Consider the following 16740-nt stretch of genomic DNA (forward strand, 5'->3'; position numbering starts at 1 on the left):
TCCAGGGCGCTTTGCCCCGCGTAGTTACTTAGCTATTCAAGCCGTAAACTCGCGCTTCTTGGCGTAGCCGTGAGCTTTCGCGGCGGCGCCCGGTTGGCCAGCAGGCAATGAGCGCAACAAGCACGGTGACGACCACCAACACCCCGATGGCAAGCGCAGAATCGACCCAGAACTGCTCGGGGTATAGACGGATCAGGGTGTCGCTGAGGTTGAAAGTCCAGGTGCCTTCGGCGAAGAACAACTGGTGGAAACCGGAGAAGAACGTGTTCCACCCGGTAATGGCGATGACCGCGATTCCGGCAATGAGCACCAGGGTCAAGATTGCCCCGGAGAAGAGCGCTCGGCGCACTCCGCCGGAGTAACGGTTGGCCAGGTAGGCGATGAAAATTATGGCCAATACCGCTAGCACTGCCCCGATGACATAGCCCAAACCAATCAGGTTTTTCACGTCAAGCATGTGCTGCACCTCTTGGGCGGTGAACATACTGGAGCCAGTTGGAAGTTTCAATCCAGATAAAAATTCCGGGCCAGCGAAGTTATTCAGGTAGTCCACCCCGTAGCTGCCATAGGTCAGGCGCTCCGGATCGGTGAAGCCGAACTGGTCGCTGGGGAACCCTGGCCGGGCGTAGGCCAGTGCCAAGAACGCTGGGGTGGCGACCAGACGAATCGCGGCGATCAGCGTCAGTACCGGGAAGATAAGTGCAAGCAGCACCTGTGCGGTGCGGGCCAGCGGCGGCTTGGAATTTAGTGCACGTTCGCGGGCCACACGGCGTTTAACCGCTGCCTCGGATGGCTCCGATTCCGGGGCGTAGCTTCCAAAGACACGCGAACGCGCCTGGGCCACTGCGGCGGATGTAGTCTCCGGGTTGTCTTTATTTGGCGCAGCGCTGACCGGCGGCACCGTCTGTTTGGTTTCGTTGAGCGGCGCATCGGTATTGGCGGGTGCCTCGGCTTTCGTGGAGGCCTTCGGCTTCTGCTGTTCCGCGTCGAGTTCATGCGGAAGTTTAATCGCTCGAATGATGTCCTCTACCGGCTCGTCCGCTTTCGGCTTGGCTGCACTCGTAGCTGGCTTGCTCACTGCTGGCTTTGCTGCTGCTGACTTGGCTGCGGCCGGCTTGGCTGCAGTCGGCTTAGCTGCGGCCGCCGGCTTAGTCGCCACCGGTTTGGCCGGCGCAGGATTCGCAACGGGTTTGGTAGCTGCAGGTTTGGTAGCTGCAGGTTTGGCCGTCGCAGACTTCGTGGCCGGCTGCGCCGTGGTTGGATTCGCAGCAGGCTTGGCATCTGAAGTTCCAGGAGCCGCCGGCTTCGCCTCGGCAGGCTTGGACGCTGCTGCTTTGGCCCCTGAGGGGTTCAGGAACGCTGCCTTCGCAGCGGCCGCCGCCTTTGCAGCACGAGCGTCCTGCTGCGCTTTGGCTTGTTTCTTATGCTCTTCAAGGCGTGCCGATAATTCTTCGGCTCGCTGGCTGAGCGTGGCCTTGGTGACCGACTCGTTCGATTCAGCATTGGTGGCCGCGATGGGCATGTCCGGGCCTTCTGGGCCCTTACCACCGGGGGTGTTCTTCGCCGCCTCAGCCATGAGGAGTCCTCCTGCAAATCGCGCGATCTCTGACCATCATAAATAGACGAAACCTGCACAACAGGCCCCGCGGTTTCAGCTTATCCAGCCGATCGCGCCAATCCGCGCATTACCACACCTAAATTAGGACCGTGGTGCGGGAAACGGCAAAGCCAGTCATTCCCATCCGATTAGTAGAAATGCGAAACTGACGGCGGCGGCGCGGCCTACGGTGTAGCGGGAGGTCAGATCCCACGCGAAGCTAAATAAACTCGGTGGTAATTCTTAGATTTCTTCGGCCTCCGGCGGAAGCACTGCCAGCCGTGGGCGAGAATCGAAACGGGTGCCGCGCACCTCGCGGGGTGCAGGTGTTTCGACCGAGTGCTTGGGTTTGCGTTCTTCGCGCACGGCATTCATCAGCGCATGCAATTCATCTTCGTTTTCAATGACCTCGGGCAGGGCGCCGCGCAGCAGGTTCCACCCACTGGGCACCGTGAGCCGGTTGGCGTGCCGGGCGCACAGGTCATAGCAATGCGGCTCGGGGTACTGCGCCAATGGGCCGAGCACGGCGGTCGAATCGGCGTAGTTGTAGGTGAGGGTTGCGCGGGCCGATTCACGGCACGCGGGGCGAGAGCAAAGACGAAGACTTTCCACGGCTTCAAGTCTACTCTTGCTAGCCGTCCTAGCCCGGTAATCTGGTCCGAACGGCCACGTTCGCTCGCGCAAACGTTTACTGTGGAGCCATGGAGCATAATCCCCAGACACCACAGCAGCGCTCGCGCCGCAACCGTCATGGACGCGGACGGCGTGGCCCGTTGATGCCAATGCACCTGCCCGCCTTCCGCACACGACCGGAACGCTTTGACGACGCGGTGATGGCCAGCGCCCAGCGACTAGGCGAACGCTGGGGCCAAAAACTCGCGATCATCGATTTTCGCATCGTCCCGGTACCTGGAGACAAGGTCATGACGCAGGCCGCAGCCGCCGGAGACCGCATGCCGCTGTCTTCTGCACGACCGGCAACGGCTAAGCGCCGTGCCCGGATTTCCATTTACCGGCTGCCATTGGAACAAGCTAGTCATAGCCACACGGAATTAGTCGACCTCGTACACCAGTGTGTGGTGCACGAGGTCGCTAACTTGTGGATGCTTTCGCCCCACGAAGTTGATCCCGAATATTTTCCGGAGAACCCGGATTATTAGTCCTGCTAGCCGCCGACGTTGACGACGATACCGTCACGTCCGACATTGGCTTGAGGCATTGCAGCCCAGGCCAGTGAACGATCCGACCCGAAGATCAACTGGCCAATGTAGGCGTTTGCATCTGCGGAGAAGATCACGGCTTGGGCGTCTTCGGTGATTTCCTTCGGTTTGAACACCAGGTTCTGCCCGGTCTTCACCTCAAGTTTGGTCGGCTTTGAAAGCTTCCCATCTTTGTCGACCACAACAGCTTCGACTGAGGCATCGGCGGATGGCGCGGCAATGCTGAATTCACCGGTGCCGTTCGCTGAAATAGGTGCAACCTGCTTTCCCGCCAACGGCATGGAGCTGGCGGCCCAGGCGTTGTCCGAGGAATCCTTGGGATCCGCGCCGCGCACCATGCGCACGCTGCTGGTCACCGGAGCATCAGCTTCCACGACCACGGAGTACGCGCCCGCCTCGAGACCGTTGAGGTCGATGACGCTGGTTGCGTCGGAGGCTACCGCGAGGTTCGAGCCAAGATCCGCCTTGACTTCGCCTTCGGCACCCAATATCTTCACCTTGAAACCTGCACCCTGCGCACCTGTGGCCGAAACGTGAAGCTGCGGCACCAGTTTCTTGTCATCTTTGCTTAGTTCGTTTCGGTCATTCTTGTTGCCGAGCCAAACGCCCGGAATCACCTGCGTATTGGCTGCCGAAGCATTTGCAGCCACCAGGTCTACCCCGGAAGGCGTCAGGCCGCGCAACGCGGCCTGTTGGACCGAAGCGGTGATCTTTCCGCCGAGGCTGGTGATTTCGGCGGACACCGAATCCAAATTCTGGGCGTACCCGCCAAGCACCAAGGCCCGCGAGGTTCCCGGCGCAAGCACGATGTTCTGCAGCGTGGAGGTGTCGATCAGACCCTCCGGGCCGCGCAGATCGATGGAGACCTGGGCGGTGGTGTGGGTCGGGTTCGACAGGTGAAGCACGCTGGTCGCACCGGTATTCGTCAGCAGCCCGGTGAAGCGCCAGTTGGAGGCTGGCGCCTGGCAGGTCGCCGCGGCCAGTCCCGCGAGGTCGCCATCCTTGGCCAAGAAACTGCGCATGGCGCTTCCCCAGGACGGTAGTTCACCCAAGGGTTGCAGGGAGAAGACTTGCGTCTTGTCTCGGCCGTTGGTGGTGTTTACCTTTCCAACCCGACCGGTCAGCCCCTCGTCATCGGCACCCAGAGACTGCGCCGCTTCAGCATCCGGAATGCGTTCGCTGAGCTGGGCCGGATCTGAGCTGCCCAGGTCCCGGAGCGTGGCACCGGGAATTCGCTTGCCCAAGTCTGAGACCAGGGCTGTGCGGATGTTGCTTGAGATTTGTTTTGCACCGGCGGCGAACTGTGGATCGGTACCGTCCACGCCCTTGAGAAGTTGCGGAGTTCCGGCACAGACCGACTGGGCGTCGCCGGCCGGAAGACTGGTCACCGCCGCGGGGAGCGCCGTATTGGACGGTTGTGGTGCAAGCACCGAAGCCGCGGCGACCACGCCACCGGCGGCAATGATGGCCACTAGGCTGAGCAGCACGGCGCCCGCACGACGACGCACCGGAGCAGTTTCCTGGTCCTTACGTGCTGCCTTATTTGCGTCGTCTAGTTTGCGGCGGCGTCGGCTCGCAGTCGGATCTGCGGGCACCGAAGCCTCGCTAGTTTCCGCGGCGCTTAGGATTGCCGGCTGCGCCAGGGCTGCAGCCATTTTCTCTTCCTTGGCTTCAGGATCAGCCTTGGCTTCCGGCTCAGTCTGACGCTTCGGTTCTGGCTTGGCTTGCGGCTGGGCCTTGGCCCGGTCCTTGGCTTCCGCCTTTGCGGTGGCTTTTGCCTCGGCAGCTGCTTTCGCGTCGGCTTTTGCAGTAGCCTTCGCCGCTGCCTTGGCCTCAGCCTTGGCTTCCTTCTCGGCTTTAGCCTCGGCGCGCAATTCAGACTTGCTCTTTGTTTGCCGCGCGCTTACGGCAGGTTCGGCAGCCGGAGTGGATTCCGGCTTCGCCGCAGCCACCGGTTGCGGTGCGGGCTTGGCCGGTTCGACTGAAGAGCCGGTTTCCGCTGTGGCCGGTTTAGCGACGGGCTTATCGCTGCCGCCCGGGGAGGCGCTTTCGGCTACCGCTGATCCTTGATCCTTAGGTGGTTCCGCAGCATGCGCGGGGTGCCCGGCGTGCTCATTTTTTGCGTCATCCGCGGCGAGCTTGTCGCTGCCGTCTGGGGAGGCGTTATCGGCTACCGCTGATCCTTGATCCTTACGTGGTTCCGCAGCGTGCGCGGGGTGTCCGGCATGCTCGTTTTTTGCGTCATCCGAAGCGGGGCTCTTCTCATCACTCACTACTTTTTCTCCTGCTCGGTGTCGGTGTCCGAAATACGGTCACCGAGCTTCGGGGCCAAGGTGTCACGGATCTCGTGCGTCCGTTCGCGAGCCTCCCGACGGCTCAACGGTGTTGAGCTCGTCGCGGGTTCCGCTTCGAAGGCTGGTTCTGCCGGCTCGCTGGCTACGTCGACTTCCCCGTCGGCCGATTCCTCGGCGGCGCGGAAACGATATTCGCTATTTCGGTAGCTTGCGAGGCGACGGGTACTGGGTACCGGGATCGCCAGCAATACCGCGATGAGCAACACGACGCCGCCGAGGATCAGCGTGGGCAATGCCAAGGGTTCGAAGTGGGTCAGCGTCAGCTTGCCGCCTTCGGCCGGCACCTCATAGGCCTGCGCCCAGCGGGCATCCGAATCCCGGGGGTACGCTACCGCGCGCAACGGCGCGCCATCGATACTGGCACGCAGCTTTGGATCCTGCGCGGTCGCCAATACAAGCGTGCGCGATGCATCGGCTGCGGGTATTTCAAGATTCTGGATACGCCCGCGGTTGGTGGGCAGTACCTGAACCCGGTCCGACTTGTCGATCAAGCGTGCAAATCCTGCGCCCGCATTCGGCGTGGAGCTTTCATAGTTGACGCGCCACAGCCATCCGTTGTCGGTTTGCCCCACGGCGGCCAGGCCGGTCGCGGCATCCAGCACACGCACGGTGGCCGAGACGGATTCGCCGGTCTCGTTGAGCACTACAAACCCAACACCCAGATCCCGCAAGGCTTCGCGGGAGTCGAGAGCGGATTCAGATAAAAGCATTGCCACGGCTTCGCGCTGCTCGTTGCCCGTGGCCGAAGCCTCGTTTCGTGCGGGGTTCAGCAGCGATCCGCTCAGTTGCGCCACCTGCGAGGAACGGCTGATGGCGTCGAGTGTTTCGCCGGACCCGGTGAGCAGCTGGCTGTCGATCTCGCCCGAAGCCCGCGGGGTGAGCACCAAGGTGCGCTCTGCGGATTCCGAGCGGCCGGCGTCCGCCGCGGTGGCCGGAATCGTCCGTTCCTGCGAGGGAGACACCCGCTGAGCGGCGTTCAGCGCGGTCAAGGTGCCATCTGGATTCTGCGAATTCAGCTGCGCACCGAGTGCCACCGAACCGGCGGCCAATACGCTAACCACGCTCAGCGCTGCCATCAGGCTCAAGACTGCCCGATTCGCCGGATGGCGCAGTGGGCGTGGCTGCTCCTCATGGCGCAAGGCCGCCAGCGCGTTGGCGGCTGCGGCAAGCATGGCGAAGACCGCGAAGGAAACAAATGGCGCGGTGTACGCGCTGACCGTCGTGGACGAGTCCAGGGAGACCGAAATGAAACCGATCCCCCAGCCGGCCACCAAGGACAAGGCTGCGGCCCAGACGAGTTTGCGCGAATTCCGCCGCATGGTGGGGTCCAGGCTAAAGGATGACCCGAGTGCGCCCAATACCGCCAAGATCGCCACAGGCGCGCCCACCAGAGCCGCAGCGACCAAAGCCCACGGTCCGGCAGGCAGGATTCCCCAACCAAGCGGGGCGAGCATTGCGTCAAAGGCCTCGGGGAAGCCCAAAAGCATCTGCCACAGCGGGGCAGGGTTGAATGCCAGCGGTGCACCAGGTTCGGTAAACAACAGTCGTGGGTTGCCCAGTGCCTCGAAAAGCAAGGGCAGGTTCCACACCACGGCCGGCAGCGGAACCCACCACAGCGTGCGCGCCCGGCGCGGAGCCGAAAGCGCCAACACGTAGATCAGCACCACAAGTGCCAAGAAGAAAGGCATTGAACCGGTAGAAATTACCCACAGGATCAGTGCCGCGCAGGCCGAAGCGGTCCAGGCGGAAGTCTTTTTGGTTTGCTCGCTTGTTGCCGGCTTGCCCTCCGGGCGCACATGCGCGTTAAGCGCACGAAGCATGGCTAGGAAGAACAACGGCAGCAGGACGTGAATCAGTACCGAGCCCACCCGGCCGCTGGCCAGGGCCGAAATCAGGGCAGGCTGCAAGGCCCAGATCACGGCGGCGAAGAAACGTACCGCGCGCGAACGGCTCACTACGCCCACGCCCCACCAGGCGGTGAGCGCCGCCAACGGCATGGCCGCCAGGAACAAGACAACCGAAGCCTGGTTCGCGTGGTTGAAGCTGAGCACCGAAAGCAGCCAGTACATGATGTCCGTGTTATCTGGAGCGGCGCTGAAGCCGGTGCCCGCGTTCTGCCACCACGAGGTGGCATTGGCACCGATCTCATTGAGCGTGCGCGACAGCGGACGCATGGAACCGCCGCTCAGGGCGTTGGCACCGATCAGCGAACGCCAGGCGATCAGCGAGGCCGCGGTCGTGATGAGCAATGCGAGAATCAGTGACAGCACCGCGGTGGTCCGTGGCGGCCGAGCAATTCGGACAAAGTCCGAGAAGTTCTCTCCGCTTGGCTCCACCATGCCCTCGGCGCCGGAGCCATCTCCGTAAACCTGCGAGTCGTCCGCACCGCTTGACAGGTTTCGCCGGTACTCGCGCACGGCGCTATTCGAAGTCATCAGCTTGCGCACCTGGCCGCGCGGCACCTTGCGGATTTGCTTGGTCCCGCGGCGCGAGGAAGCCAGCTTCACCGGCGAGAACAAGCCCCGCAAGGTCGAGCCCAAATGGCTGAACCCATGGCCCGGATCCTTGGCTAGAAGAGCCAAAAGGAAGTGCCCGATGCCGCCCAAAAGCAGGCCTAGCCAAAGAAATGGGAGTCCCAAGGTCGGTGCGAACTTCAGCCGCTGAAAGACCTCAGCGCGGCGTGCTTCGCCCGGTCCAGCCAGCGAGTCGACCACATCGACCTGATGGTAGACCTTCGCGGAGGGAACGACCACCACACGGTGCCCAGCCAGGCGGTTGCGCCAGCATAGATCCACGTCGTCGCCGCGGCCTGGCAGCGCCGGGTCGAAACCACCTAATTCTTCAAAGACGTCGCGGCGGATAAACATTCCGGCCGAGGAGACGGCAAAGTAGTCGCTTCGCCCGTCGTACTGTCCCTGGTCGACTTCGTCGATATCGATCATCGTCAGGCGCTGCGCCTTGCGGTCCACGCTGAGCCCGACTTCGGCCAAGCGGCGAGGATTGTCGATGTCCAGGATCTTGCAGCCTGCAATGGTCACGGATTCGGAGGCTTCGACCGTACGCGTCAGTTGTTCTAGCGCGTCGGGAGCCGGCATCGAATCGTCGTGGATGATCCACAGCCACTCGTCGCGATCTGCACGAGCTTCGGGCAGGGAATCAACCGCTTCTTGAACCGAAAGTCCCAACGACCCCGCAGGGGCCGAGAGCAGGGTCGCGTTGGAAGGAAGATTTGCTTTTAATACCTGGCGGGAAGCGTCTTGGGATGACGCATCGACCCCGAGGTACCGTTCAATCGGCCGGGACTGGTTTCGCAGTGCGGCTAAAGTTCGGGGTAAAAAGTCAGCGCCATCGTGCGCGGCAACGATGGCGGTGACATGAATTGGCGGTCGAATTAGATTGCTCGTTTCCGTAGTCGGCGGCGTTCGCGCTCGGAGAGCCCTCCCCAGATGCCGAAGCGCTCGTCGTTGCTCAGCGCGTATTCCAAACATTCTGAACGTACAACACAGGCACCGCAGACACGCTTAGCGTCGCGGGTCGAACCGCCCTTTTCTGGGAAAAATGCTTCGGGGTCGGTCTGCGCGCACAAAGCGCGGGCCTGCCAACCGAGCTCGCCTTCGTCGACTTCGCCACCGACGCCGAGCCAAACGGCCTTGATGCTTTCGCGAACCTGTTCGTCTTCATCCAGCTCCGGAGCCCACGACCCTGCGGTCGATCCGCCTTCGGTTTCCGCTGGCGCATGCTCCCGTAGGAAGTCTTCTGCGGCGTTCTCCAGATCTGCGGCAACCGCAACACGTGCGGATTCACCAGCCTGTGGATCGACAAACCAGTCCGATGGTGCACCCTCAACCCCGTATTGGGCGGACGCTACAGCCGATGTCGAAAAATCGGAGTACCCCTGCTCCAGCTTCGTCATGTTGATGTTGACCTTTCGATTGGTTTGAGAAGATCGAGCCATCCGTGCTCCCGATCCATACGTCTCTATTTATTCCATCGAAATAGTGAAACGATGGACGAGCCGAACTCACCATCTAATTACAGCCGTGTAACTCGGTCATAGTCAAGCGGGGAGGATATTCTATGGAGAGTTCTCAGGAAACTCTCGGCACAACACGCCGCGAAAGACACCAATGAATCCGGCGAGTCGCAACTTCCGCGAATTGTCGGTAAATTCTCAGTAAATTATTTAAGGTGGAAAATGCCGTTCAACTCCGCTAAGGGAGCCTTTGCCGAAGGTCTGCTAGCACCGCGCCGGGCCTCGGCCACACCATGGCTCACCTGGTACTCGACTTCCGGAGAAAGAATCGAGCTGTCGGGCAAGGTCTTTGACAATTGGGTCGCTAAGAGCGCAAACCTTCTGGGCGAGATTTTCGACCTCGACGAAGAATCGATAGTGGTCTTGGATCTCAGCGCGCACTGGAAATCCCTGGTCCTGGCGCTTGCTTCCCTGCATCACGGAGCCACCTTGGTTTCCGCCGAACATGGCCAGGCGGCCGAGGCGCAACTTTGGATCACCAGCAACCCAACGGATGAGCGCATTCCCGGCGCTGCGGAAATCTTGGCGGTCAACCCCGCAGCCATGGCGCTGTCCTTCGGCGCCGATCTAGGCCCGGTGGCCGAAGACTACAACGCCAATGTGCGCACCTATGGGGACCAGTTCTACCCCTCGGCGGTATCCGGCTCACGAATCAGCCTCATCACCGCCGGCGGCCAAGAGCTGTCTAACGCAGAATTATTTGCCGCCGAAGCACCGGCCCGCGGCACCATCTTGGTGCGCGCAGATATCCCGGTTCTTGACCTGCTGCCTTACGCGGTGGCGCAGTGGAATGCCGGCGATACGATCGTATTGGTCGATGAAACCATGGAGGTGAGCGACCGGCTTCGCGAGGGCGAGAAAATCAGCCACGATTACCTACTCGCTGATTAGCTCTTCCCAGTGGGGATGGTGCCGGTGTCCGGGGAAACGGCCTGGGTGCCGGCAGTCTTCTCGTGATGGGCCAAAAGCTCATGGTCGTGGGCAAACTTCCCCTCTTGATCCATCTCGGCGCCGAAGACCCAGAAACGGTATGCGAAGAAACGGAAGATGGTGCCCAGCACCAAGCCAACAACGGAGCCGGCAATAAATACGCTGGTCGGGTCGGTCAGGTTCAAAACGTACTTGGTGAACCAAACACAGGCGGCGGCGATGCCCAGCCCGATGGCGTTCATAATCAGGAACATCACCAGTTCGCGAGCGACATTTGCCTGGCGGCGGTGGCGGAAGGTCCAAAAGCGATTGGCCACCCACGAGAACAAGGTCGCGACGATGCCGGCGATGATCTTGGCTTTTACCTGCGAATCGCTCATCGGTCCATGCAACAACCACACATAGATTCCGGAGTCGATGATGAACGCAATTCCACCGACAACGCCGAACTTCGCCACTTCGCGCCAGAGCAGCGAAATGAGTCCAGCTAGTTTTCGTGAGATGCGCTCGAACATTTTCCTCCAGACGTATCGTCGCTCTTGCTGACCCAATTTCGAATCAGCAAGACCTAGAGATCGTCAGAATCCCGGGAAGTGCAGTTCCCTCGGTTATCGGTTTAGTGTTGCCCCGAATACGCAATGGCATGAGGGCACATCTGCCTATTTTATCCGCATTTCCTGACAATTCCCCGGATTTGGTGAGTAATCAGTCACCGCGAGGACGGGAAGCCAGAACTATTTCGATAACCTAGAGGGGTGAGCTTCCCTAAAATTGGTGTGATTGGCGGCGGGCAACTAGCCCGAATGATGGCCCCAGAGGCCCTGAACCTCGGATTTGAACTGCATGTTCTCGCCGAAGGCCCGGACGTATCGGCGGCACGTTGCGTGCCCGATGCGCCCATTGGCGACTACAAGGACTTGGCGACCCTGCGCGCCTTCGCCCAGGGTAAAGACGTGGTGACCTTCGACCACGAGCATGTTCCCAATGAGTTCCTCACCACACTCATTAATGAGGGGATCAATGTCCAGCCCCGCCCAGAGGCCCTGATCCACGCGCAAGACAAGCTGGTGATGCGTGCTGCGATTGAGAAGCTCGGACTTCCAAACCCGGCGTGGGCCAAAGTGGAAAACGTAGCCGAGCTGATTGCCTTCGGTGAGCAGACCGGGTGGCCGATCGTGCTCAAAACCCCTCGCGGCGGCTACGACGGCAAGGGCGTACGCATGTTGGAGAACGCCGAACAGGCGCGTGAAGCCGAAGCCTGGTTCGCCAACGGCGCCCTGCTGGCCGAAGACAAGGTGGATTTCACCCGTGAGCTCTCGGCCATGGTCGCGCGCACTCCTTCCGGCGAGCGGAAAGCCTGGCCGGTAGTCCACACCATCCAGGTTGACGGCGTCTGCGACGAAGTGATTGCACCGGCCCAAGACATCTCGGCGGAAACCGCGGCTACCGCCTCAAACGCTGCCATGCGCATCGCCGAAGAGTTTGGCGTCACCGGCGTCATGGCAGCTGAGCTTTTCGAAACTCCGGGACAGGGTGCCGGTTTCGTCATCAACGAACTTGCCATGCGCCCGCATAACACCGGGCACTGGACCATGAACGGTTCGGTCACCAGCCAGTTCGAGCAGCACCTTCGTGCAGTCTTGGACTTGCCGCTGGGTGAAACCCGCGAACTTGGGTTGACCGTGATGAAGAATTTCCTCGGCGGAGCCAACCAGGATCTGTTCTCCGCATTCCAGGCCGCATTGGCCGCCGCGCCGGATGTCAAGGTACACGCCTACGGAAAATCGGTGCGTCCCGGACGCAAGATCGGACACGTTAATGTGGTGGCCGAGGATGGCCAACGCGTAGAAGAACTACGTGAACGCGCCGACCGGGTCGCGAGCTTAATCCGTGATGGCATCACCCCGACCGCCTAGGCTTTCAGCAAGGCTCGCTCATTTTGGGCCACGATCTTCAAGGACATAGATTCTAATGACTGAAACAGCACCACTTGTCGGACTCGTCATGGGTTCGGACTCCGACTGGCCGGTTATGCGGCTGGCCGCCGAGGCGCTTACCGAATTCGGTATCCCCTTCGAAGCTGACGTCGTTTCGGCGCACCGTATGCCCACCGAAATGATCGAGTACGGCCAGCGCGCCCACACCCGTGGCCTGCGCGTGATTATCGCCGGCGCCGGTGGCGCCGCGCATCTGCCGGGCATGCTCGCCTCGGTGACGCCGCTTCCGGTGGTGGGTGTTCCGGTACCATTAGCCAAGCTCGATGGAATGGATTCCCTCTTGTCGATCGTGCAGATGCCTGCCGGCGTGCCAGTGGCTACCGTCTCCATTGGCGGTGCCCGCAATGCCGGCCTGTTAGCTGTGCGTATGCTGGCATCGGGAACCGACGAGCTCGCCAAGTCGTTACAGGTTAAGTTGCTAGCCTTCGCAGATTCGCTGCGCGATTCTGCGTATGCCAAGGGCGCCGCGTTGCGTGCCGAGGTAGCAAACGAGAACTTCTCTTCCTAAGGAAAGTCACAAAGTACATGGGTTCTGCCAGCCACCGCGCTCCAAGTCCGCTCAGGAACCCGGAGACGATTTCGTCTCCGGCCCGGAGCAAACGCGCCCTAATACTGGTCGTCTTGACCATTATTTTCCCGGGTAGCGCTCAGCTGATTGCGGGTAACCGCAAGCTGGGACGCATCGCGGTCACGATCACCATGCTCTGCTGGGCCGCGCTCATTGGGCTCGCAGTCATCTACTTCATTGACCGTTCGATCATCCTGGGTTGGGTTGCGCACCCGAACTTCCAGTTGTTCTTGATCATCGTGCTTTCGGTGCTGGCCGTCGGCTGGCTGATCATGTTCCTGAATACACTGTTCATCATCCGGCCCCGAATGCTGGCACCGGGAATGCGCGCAATCGTCTCCATTTTCACGTTGGCTGCGGTCATCGCGACCAGCGGCATCTTCGTCTATGGTGCCTCGATCCTGAACACCGGACGCGAGACCATCGTCAAGGTCTTCGATGCGGGTCCTGCTTTTGACCCGGTGGATGGCCGCTACAACATCGCGGTTTTCGGCGCCGATTCCGGCTCGAACCGAGATGGCGTGCGTACCGACTCCATCGCGCTGCTTTCGGTGGATGCCAAAACCGGCAAGTCACTGATGATCTCGGTGCCGCGTAACTTCCAGAATGCCCGCTTCGCCGAGGGTTCGCCCATGGCTGAGGTCTACCCCGACGGGTACAGCTGCGGGGACGAGTGCCTGTTCAATGCGATCTACCGCGACGCGGTAGATAACCACGCGGATCGATTCCCGGATTCGGTGAAGAACGTCGGTGCGCAGGCCGCCATGGATGCCTTGACCGGGACCACCGGGCTCGAGGTCCAGGGCTATGTCATGGTCGACATGGCCGGCTTCGAAAACTTCGTTGACGCCCTCGGTGGAGTCACCATCGACTCTGGCGGCTGGGTCCCCTACAACGGCAAGAAGTGGGAAGGCTCGCTGGTCAATACCCATTGGTTCGCCCCGGGCGAGCAAACCTTCAACGGCAAGGACGCGCTCTGGTTCGCTCGTTCGCGTGACTTCACCGATGACTACCACCGCATCAAGCGGCAGCAGTGCCTGCAGCAGGCAATCATCAAGCAGTTCACCCCGCAGACCATTCTGAGCAACTTCAGCAGCATCATGCAGGCAGGCGAGCAGCTGGTCGAGACGAACATTCCCGCCAGCCAGCTCAGCTCCTTCGTGTCGGTGGCTGACAAGGTATCGGGCACGCCGTTCAGCCGCTTGACCCTGGGCGCGCCGGACTTCGAGCGTTCGTTCTCCACCTATCCTGACTTCGGCAAGATCGATGATCGCATCACCAAGATCATTGAAAAGCAGAACGCTCCGGAGAAGCCCAAGGAATCGAAGGAATCCAAGGAGCCTGCCAAGTCCAAGGACACCACCGAGGCCGGAGGTTCGGCCGAACCATCCGAAAGCGCCGAGGAAGAATCCACCAGCATCAACGACGCTCCGAAGCTGTCCAACGGTGAACAAGAAACCTTCACGCAGCGCGACGGCAGCCCGATCGACGAGCAGTATCTGGTGGAACTTGAGATGATCGGCCAAACGACCCGCCTGGCGCAGATCGCTGCAAACAACGACGAATGCTCGGTGCCTTAATCAGCATTCAAGGTTTCGCCCACGGTTAAGACCCCCCGACCGTTTTGAAACCACTATCGTTTGTGAAAATTGAAGGGTGCAAAACGTGTTTGAGTTGAAAAATTCCATTCGGGACTATCACTGGGGTTCGAAGCAGGATATTACCGAGTTGCTGGGTCAGCCGGCACGGCTCAGCCCACAGGCCGAGCTGTGGCTCGGCGCCCACCCCGGATGCCCGAGCGTGCTCGTCGACTCCGGCCGGCCACTGCACGAGGCAATTGCGGCCGATCCGGTGAATATGCTCGGCGAGCAGGTCAATGAACGCTATGGCCGTCTGCCCTTCTTGTTCAAGGTGCTCTCCGCCGCTCAGCCCCTATCGATCCAGGTGCACCCGACCCTGGAGCAGGCGCGGGAACGTTTCGCCAAGGAAGATGCCGCCGGTGTCCCCCGTGATGCGGCAGAACGCAACTACAAGGACGACAATCACAAGCCCGAGATGCTCTATGCGCTCACCGATTTCGTGGCGCTCTCCGGATTTCGCGTGCCCGAGGAGATCATCGCGGATTTGCGCCTCTTCCTGCCCCGGCTATCCACCACGGAGACGGCCCTCACCGAAAACCTGATTGCGGCTTTGCAGTCCCCCGACCCGCTGGCACGGGCGCTGAATCTCGTGCTCACCTCGGGCACCGGTATCAGCGATCTGGTGCTCACGCTCTGCGGGACCATTACCGCGGACCCGGTCCTGCAGGAAAATGTGCAGTTCGCCGAGCTGGTGCGGATCAACGAGATCTATCCTGCGGACGCCGGGGTCCTCGTCGCCTTGCTGCTGAATCTGGTGTTCTTGAAGCCTGGCGAAGCGATTAGCCTCGGTGCCGGAAACGTCCACGCCTACCTGCGCGGGCTTGGCATCGAGGTGATGGCCAACTCGGACAACGTGCTGCGCGGCGGGCTGACCAGCAAGCATATCGATGTTCCGGAACTGCTCGAGGTGACCATCGCCGAGCCCTCCGCGGCACCGCTCTTGCAGGGCACTGCGGTTTCGGAGCACTCCCAGCTCTTCCAGCCGGCCTTCGACGAATTCCAGCTCCAGGTGGTGGACACCGCGGCGCCGCAGATTCGCACCGAGCTGCAATTGCACGGTGCCGCGCTGGTGCTGTGCACGGCAGGCGAGTTCAGCCTGGAAACCTCATCCCAGACCCTCCAGGTCTCCCGTGGCGGGTCGGTGTTCATTGCCGCCCATGAATTGCCGGTGACCGCGGTATCCGCGTCCCCGGGCGCGGCCACGCTCTTTGCCGCCAGCGCACAGGGCAAATAGCGCCAACTAGCCCATAAACGAGTCGAGCCGCAGATCGCCCTTTCGGGAAATCTGCGGCTCGACTCGTTTAATGATTTTTAGCGGGTGTAGGCTTCCCACTTGTCCTGCTGGTGCTCACCATCGACGAAACGGATGGTGCCGGACTTGGCACGCGTCACGATCGACTGGGTGTGGATGCGCCCGTTCTTGTAGCGGACGCCGCGCAGCAGGTCGCCATCGGTGATGCCGGTGGCTGCGAAGTAGCAGTTATCGCTGGTAACCAGGTCGTTGGTGGTCAACACGCGGCCCAGCTCGTGGCCCGCGTCGATGGCCTTCTGCTTCTCATCGTCATCGGTTGGCCACAAGCGGCCCTGGATCACGCCGCCCATGGCCTTGATGGCGCATGCGGTGACGATGCCCTCTGGAGTGCCGCCGATACCCATCAGCGCGTCCACGCCGGTGCCCTCGCGAGTGGCCGCGATGGCGCCGGCGACGTCGCCGTCCATCAGCAGCTTGGTGCGGGCGCCAGCGGCACGGATCTCCTCGATCAGCCCGGCATGACGTGGGCGGTCGAGCAGGGTCACGGTGATCTGGCTGATCTTCTTGCCCTTGGCCTTGGCGATCAGGTGCAGATTCTGCTTCACCGGCAAACGCAGGTCAACGAGGTCCGCGGCTTCCGGGCCGGTCACCAGCTTCTCCATGTAGAACACTGCCGAAGGGTCGAACATCGAGCCTCGGTCGGCCACGGCCAGCACGGACAGGGCGTTGTTCAGGCCCAGGGCGGTCAGGCGAGTGCCGTCGATCGGGTCTACCGCGACGTCGCATTCGGCTCCCGAGCCGTTGCCGACCTGTTCACCGTTGAAAAGCATCGGGGCTTCATCTTTTTCGCCTTCGCCGATGACTACCACGCCGTTGAAGTTCACGGAGGAGAGCAGGCCGCGCATGGCGTCCACTGCGGCGCCGTCGGCTGCGTTCTTGTCACCGAAGCCAACCCAAGGGGATGAAGCAATGGCTGCCGCTTCCGTGGCACGCACCAGCTCCAAGGCAAGGTTGCGGTCCGGCTCCGAGTCGGTTACCGACAGTCGGGGAGAAAGGTGGGCATAATTGTTGTTTTCGGTCACGAAAGATCCCATCACTGAGTCGTAGTCATTGCGCCTATGCAAACAACTCCATCATATCCCCATCGAT

Annotated in this window: 13 protein-coding genes; 6 read left to right on the top strand and 7 right to left on the bottom strand. The window is 61.3% G+C overall.

Features of this window, described 5'->3' with window-relative positions:
• Positions 1 to 28: 28 nt before the first annotated feature.
• Complete coding sequence (locus CQ015_RS16150; protein ID WP_105650634.1) at positions 29 to 1576, bottom strand: TIGR01906 family membrane protein; 1548 nt, start codon at positions 1574 to 1576, stop codon at positions 29 to 31.
• Positions 1577 to 1840: 264 nt separating this feature from the next.
• A complete protein-coding gene (locus tag CQ015_RS16155) occupies positions 1841 to 2209 on the bottom strand; it encodes a DUF3499 domain-containing protein (protein ID WP_096287677.1) in 369 nt (122 codons plus the stop codon).
• Positions 2210 to 2298: 89 nt separating this feature from the next.
• On the opposite strand from CQ015_RS16155, the gene CQ015_RS16160 reads away from it, so the two are divergent.
• Positions 2299 to 2757, top strand: a complete 459-nt coding sequence (locus tag CQ015_RS16160) for a metallopeptidase family protein (RefSeq protein ID WP_105553893.1) — start codon at positions 2299 to 2301, stop codon at positions 2755 to 2757.
• Between the two features lie 5 nt (positions 2758 to 2762).
• Here the strand turns inward: CQ015_RS16160 and CQ015_RS16165 are convergent, their stop codons facing one another.
• Genes CQ015_RS16165 through CQ015_RS19530 form a run of 3 tightly spaced genes read right to left on the bottom strand, consistent with a single transcriptional unit; the run spans position 2763 to position 9084 of the window.
• Complete coding sequence (locus CQ015_RS16165; RefSeq protein ID WP_105650635.1) at positions 2763 to 5090, bottom strand: DUF5719 family protein; 2328 nt, start codon at positions 5088 to 5090, stop codon at positions 2763 to 2765.
• Positions 5090 to 8659 (bottom strand): glycosyltransferase, encoded by a 3570-nt coding sequence (locus CQ015_RS16170; protein ID WP_105650636.1) that lies wholly within the window; start codon positions 8657 to 8659, stop codon positions 5090 to 5092. The genes CQ015_RS16165 and CQ015_RS16170 overlap by 1 nt, the downstream gene beginning before the upstream one ends.
• Positions 8563 to 9084, bottom strand: coding sequence for a WhiB family transcriptional regulator (locus CQ015_RS19530; protein WP_105553936.1), 522 nt, complete (start codon positions 9082 to 9084; stop codon positions 8563 to 8565). The genes CQ015_RS16170 and CQ015_RS19530 overlap by 97 nt, the downstream gene beginning before the upstream one ends.
• Positions 9085 to 9366: 282 nt before the next feature.
• On the opposite strand from CQ015_RS19530, the gene CQ015_RS16180 reads away from it, so the two are divergent.
• Positions 9367 to 10095, top strand: coding sequence for a TIGR03089 family protein (locus tag CQ015_RS16180; RefSeq protein WP_105650637.1), 729 nt, complete (start codon positions 9367 to 9369; stop codon positions 10093 to 10095).
• Here the strand turns inward: CQ015_RS16180 and CQ015_RS16185 are convergent.
• Positions 10092 to 10649 carry a GtrA family protein gene (locus CQ015_RS16185; RefSeq protein WP_105570240.1) on the bottom strand — a complete coding sequence of 186 codons (558 nt, stop codon included), beginning with the start codon at positions 10647 to 10649 and terminating at the stop codon, positions 10092 to 10094. The genes CQ015_RS16180 and CQ015_RS16185 overlap by 4 nt on opposite strands.
• 240 nt (positions 10650 to 10889) lie before the next feature.
• Here CQ015_RS16185 and CQ015_RS16190 point away from each other — a divergent pair, with 240 nt between their 5' ends.
• The 4 genes from CQ015_RS16190 (at position 10890) to manA (ending at position 15573) form a co-directional block, all read left to right on the top strand.
• Complete coding sequence (locus CQ015_RS16190; RefSeq protein ID WP_105570241.1) at positions 10890 to 12050, top strand: 5-(carboxyamino)imidazole ribonucleotide synthase; 1161 nt, start codon at positions 10890 to 10892, stop codon at positions 12048 to 12050.
• Between the two features lie 55 nt (positions 12051 to 12105).
• A complete protein-coding gene (gene purE / locus CQ015_RS16195; RefSeq protein ID WP_096287691.1) occupies positions 12106 to 12639 on the top strand; it encodes a 5-(carboxyamino)imidazole ribonucleotide mutase in 534 nt (177 codons plus the stop codon).
• 113 nt (positions 12640 to 12752) lie between these two features.
• Positions 12753 to 14279: an LCP family protein gene (locus tag CQ015_RS16200; protein ID WP_258134083.1), complete on the top strand. Its 1527-nt coding sequence runs from the start codon at positions 12753 to 12755 to the stop codon at positions 14277 to 14279.
• An 85-nt stretch (positions 14280 to 14364) separates the two neighbouring features.
• A complete protein-coding gene (gene manA, locus CQ015_RS16205; RefSeq protein ID WP_181148604.1) occupies positions 14365 to 15573 on the top strand; it encodes a mannose-6-phosphate isomerase, class I in 1209 nt (402 codons plus the stop codon).
• Between the two features lie 77 nt (positions 15574 to 15650).
• Here manA and glpX read toward each other — a convergent pair whose 3' ends face one another.
• Positions 15651 to 16685 carry a class II fructose-bisphosphatase gene (glpX, locus tag CQ015_RS16210; RefSeq protein WP_096287697.1) on the bottom strand — a complete coding sequence of 345 codons (1035 nt, stop codon included), beginning with the start codon at positions 16683 to 16685 and terminating at the stop codon, positions 15651 to 15653.
• Positions 16686 to 16740 lie beyond the last annotated feature (55 nt).

The organism is Arthrobacter sp. MYb221, assembly GCF_002979835.1.
GTDB lineage: Bacteria > Actinomycetota > Actinomycetes > Actinomycetales > Micrococcaceae > Glutamicibacter.

Bases quoted from the DNA above. Each gene is read 5' to 3' on its own strand.
- CQ015_RS16160 (WP_105553893.1), top strand. From the start codon at position 2,299: ATGGAGCATAATCCCCAGACACCACAGCAGCGCTCGCGCCGCAACCGT.
- glpX (WP_096287697.1), bottom strand. From the start codon at position 16,685: ATGGGATCTTTCGTGACCGAAAACAACAATTATGCCCACCTTTCTCCC.
- CQ015_RS16180 (WP_105650637.1), top strand. From the start codon at position 9,367: ATGCCGTTCAACTCCGCTAAGGGAGCCTTTGCCGAAGGTCTGCTAGCA.
- purE (WP_096287691.1), top strand. From the start codon at position 12,106: ATGACTGAAACAGCACCACTTGTCGGACTCGTCATGGGTTCGGACTCC.
- CQ015_RS16150 (WP_105650634.1), bottom strand. From the start codon at position 1,576: ATGGCTGAGGCGGCGAAGAACACCCCCGGTGGTAAGGGCCCAGAAGGC.
- CQ015_RS19530 (WP_105553936.1), bottom strand. From the start codon at position 9,084: ATGACGAAGCTGGAGCAGGGGTACTCCGATTTTTCGACATCGGCTGTA.
- CQ015_RS16170 (WP_105650636.1), bottom strand. From the start codon at position 8,659: ATGTTTGGAATACGCGCTGAGCAACGACGAGCGCTTCGGCATCTGGGG.
- CQ015_RS16185 (WP_105570240.1), bottom strand. From the start codon at position 10,649: ATGTTCGAGCGCATCTCACGAAAACTAGCTGGACTCATTTCGCTGCTC.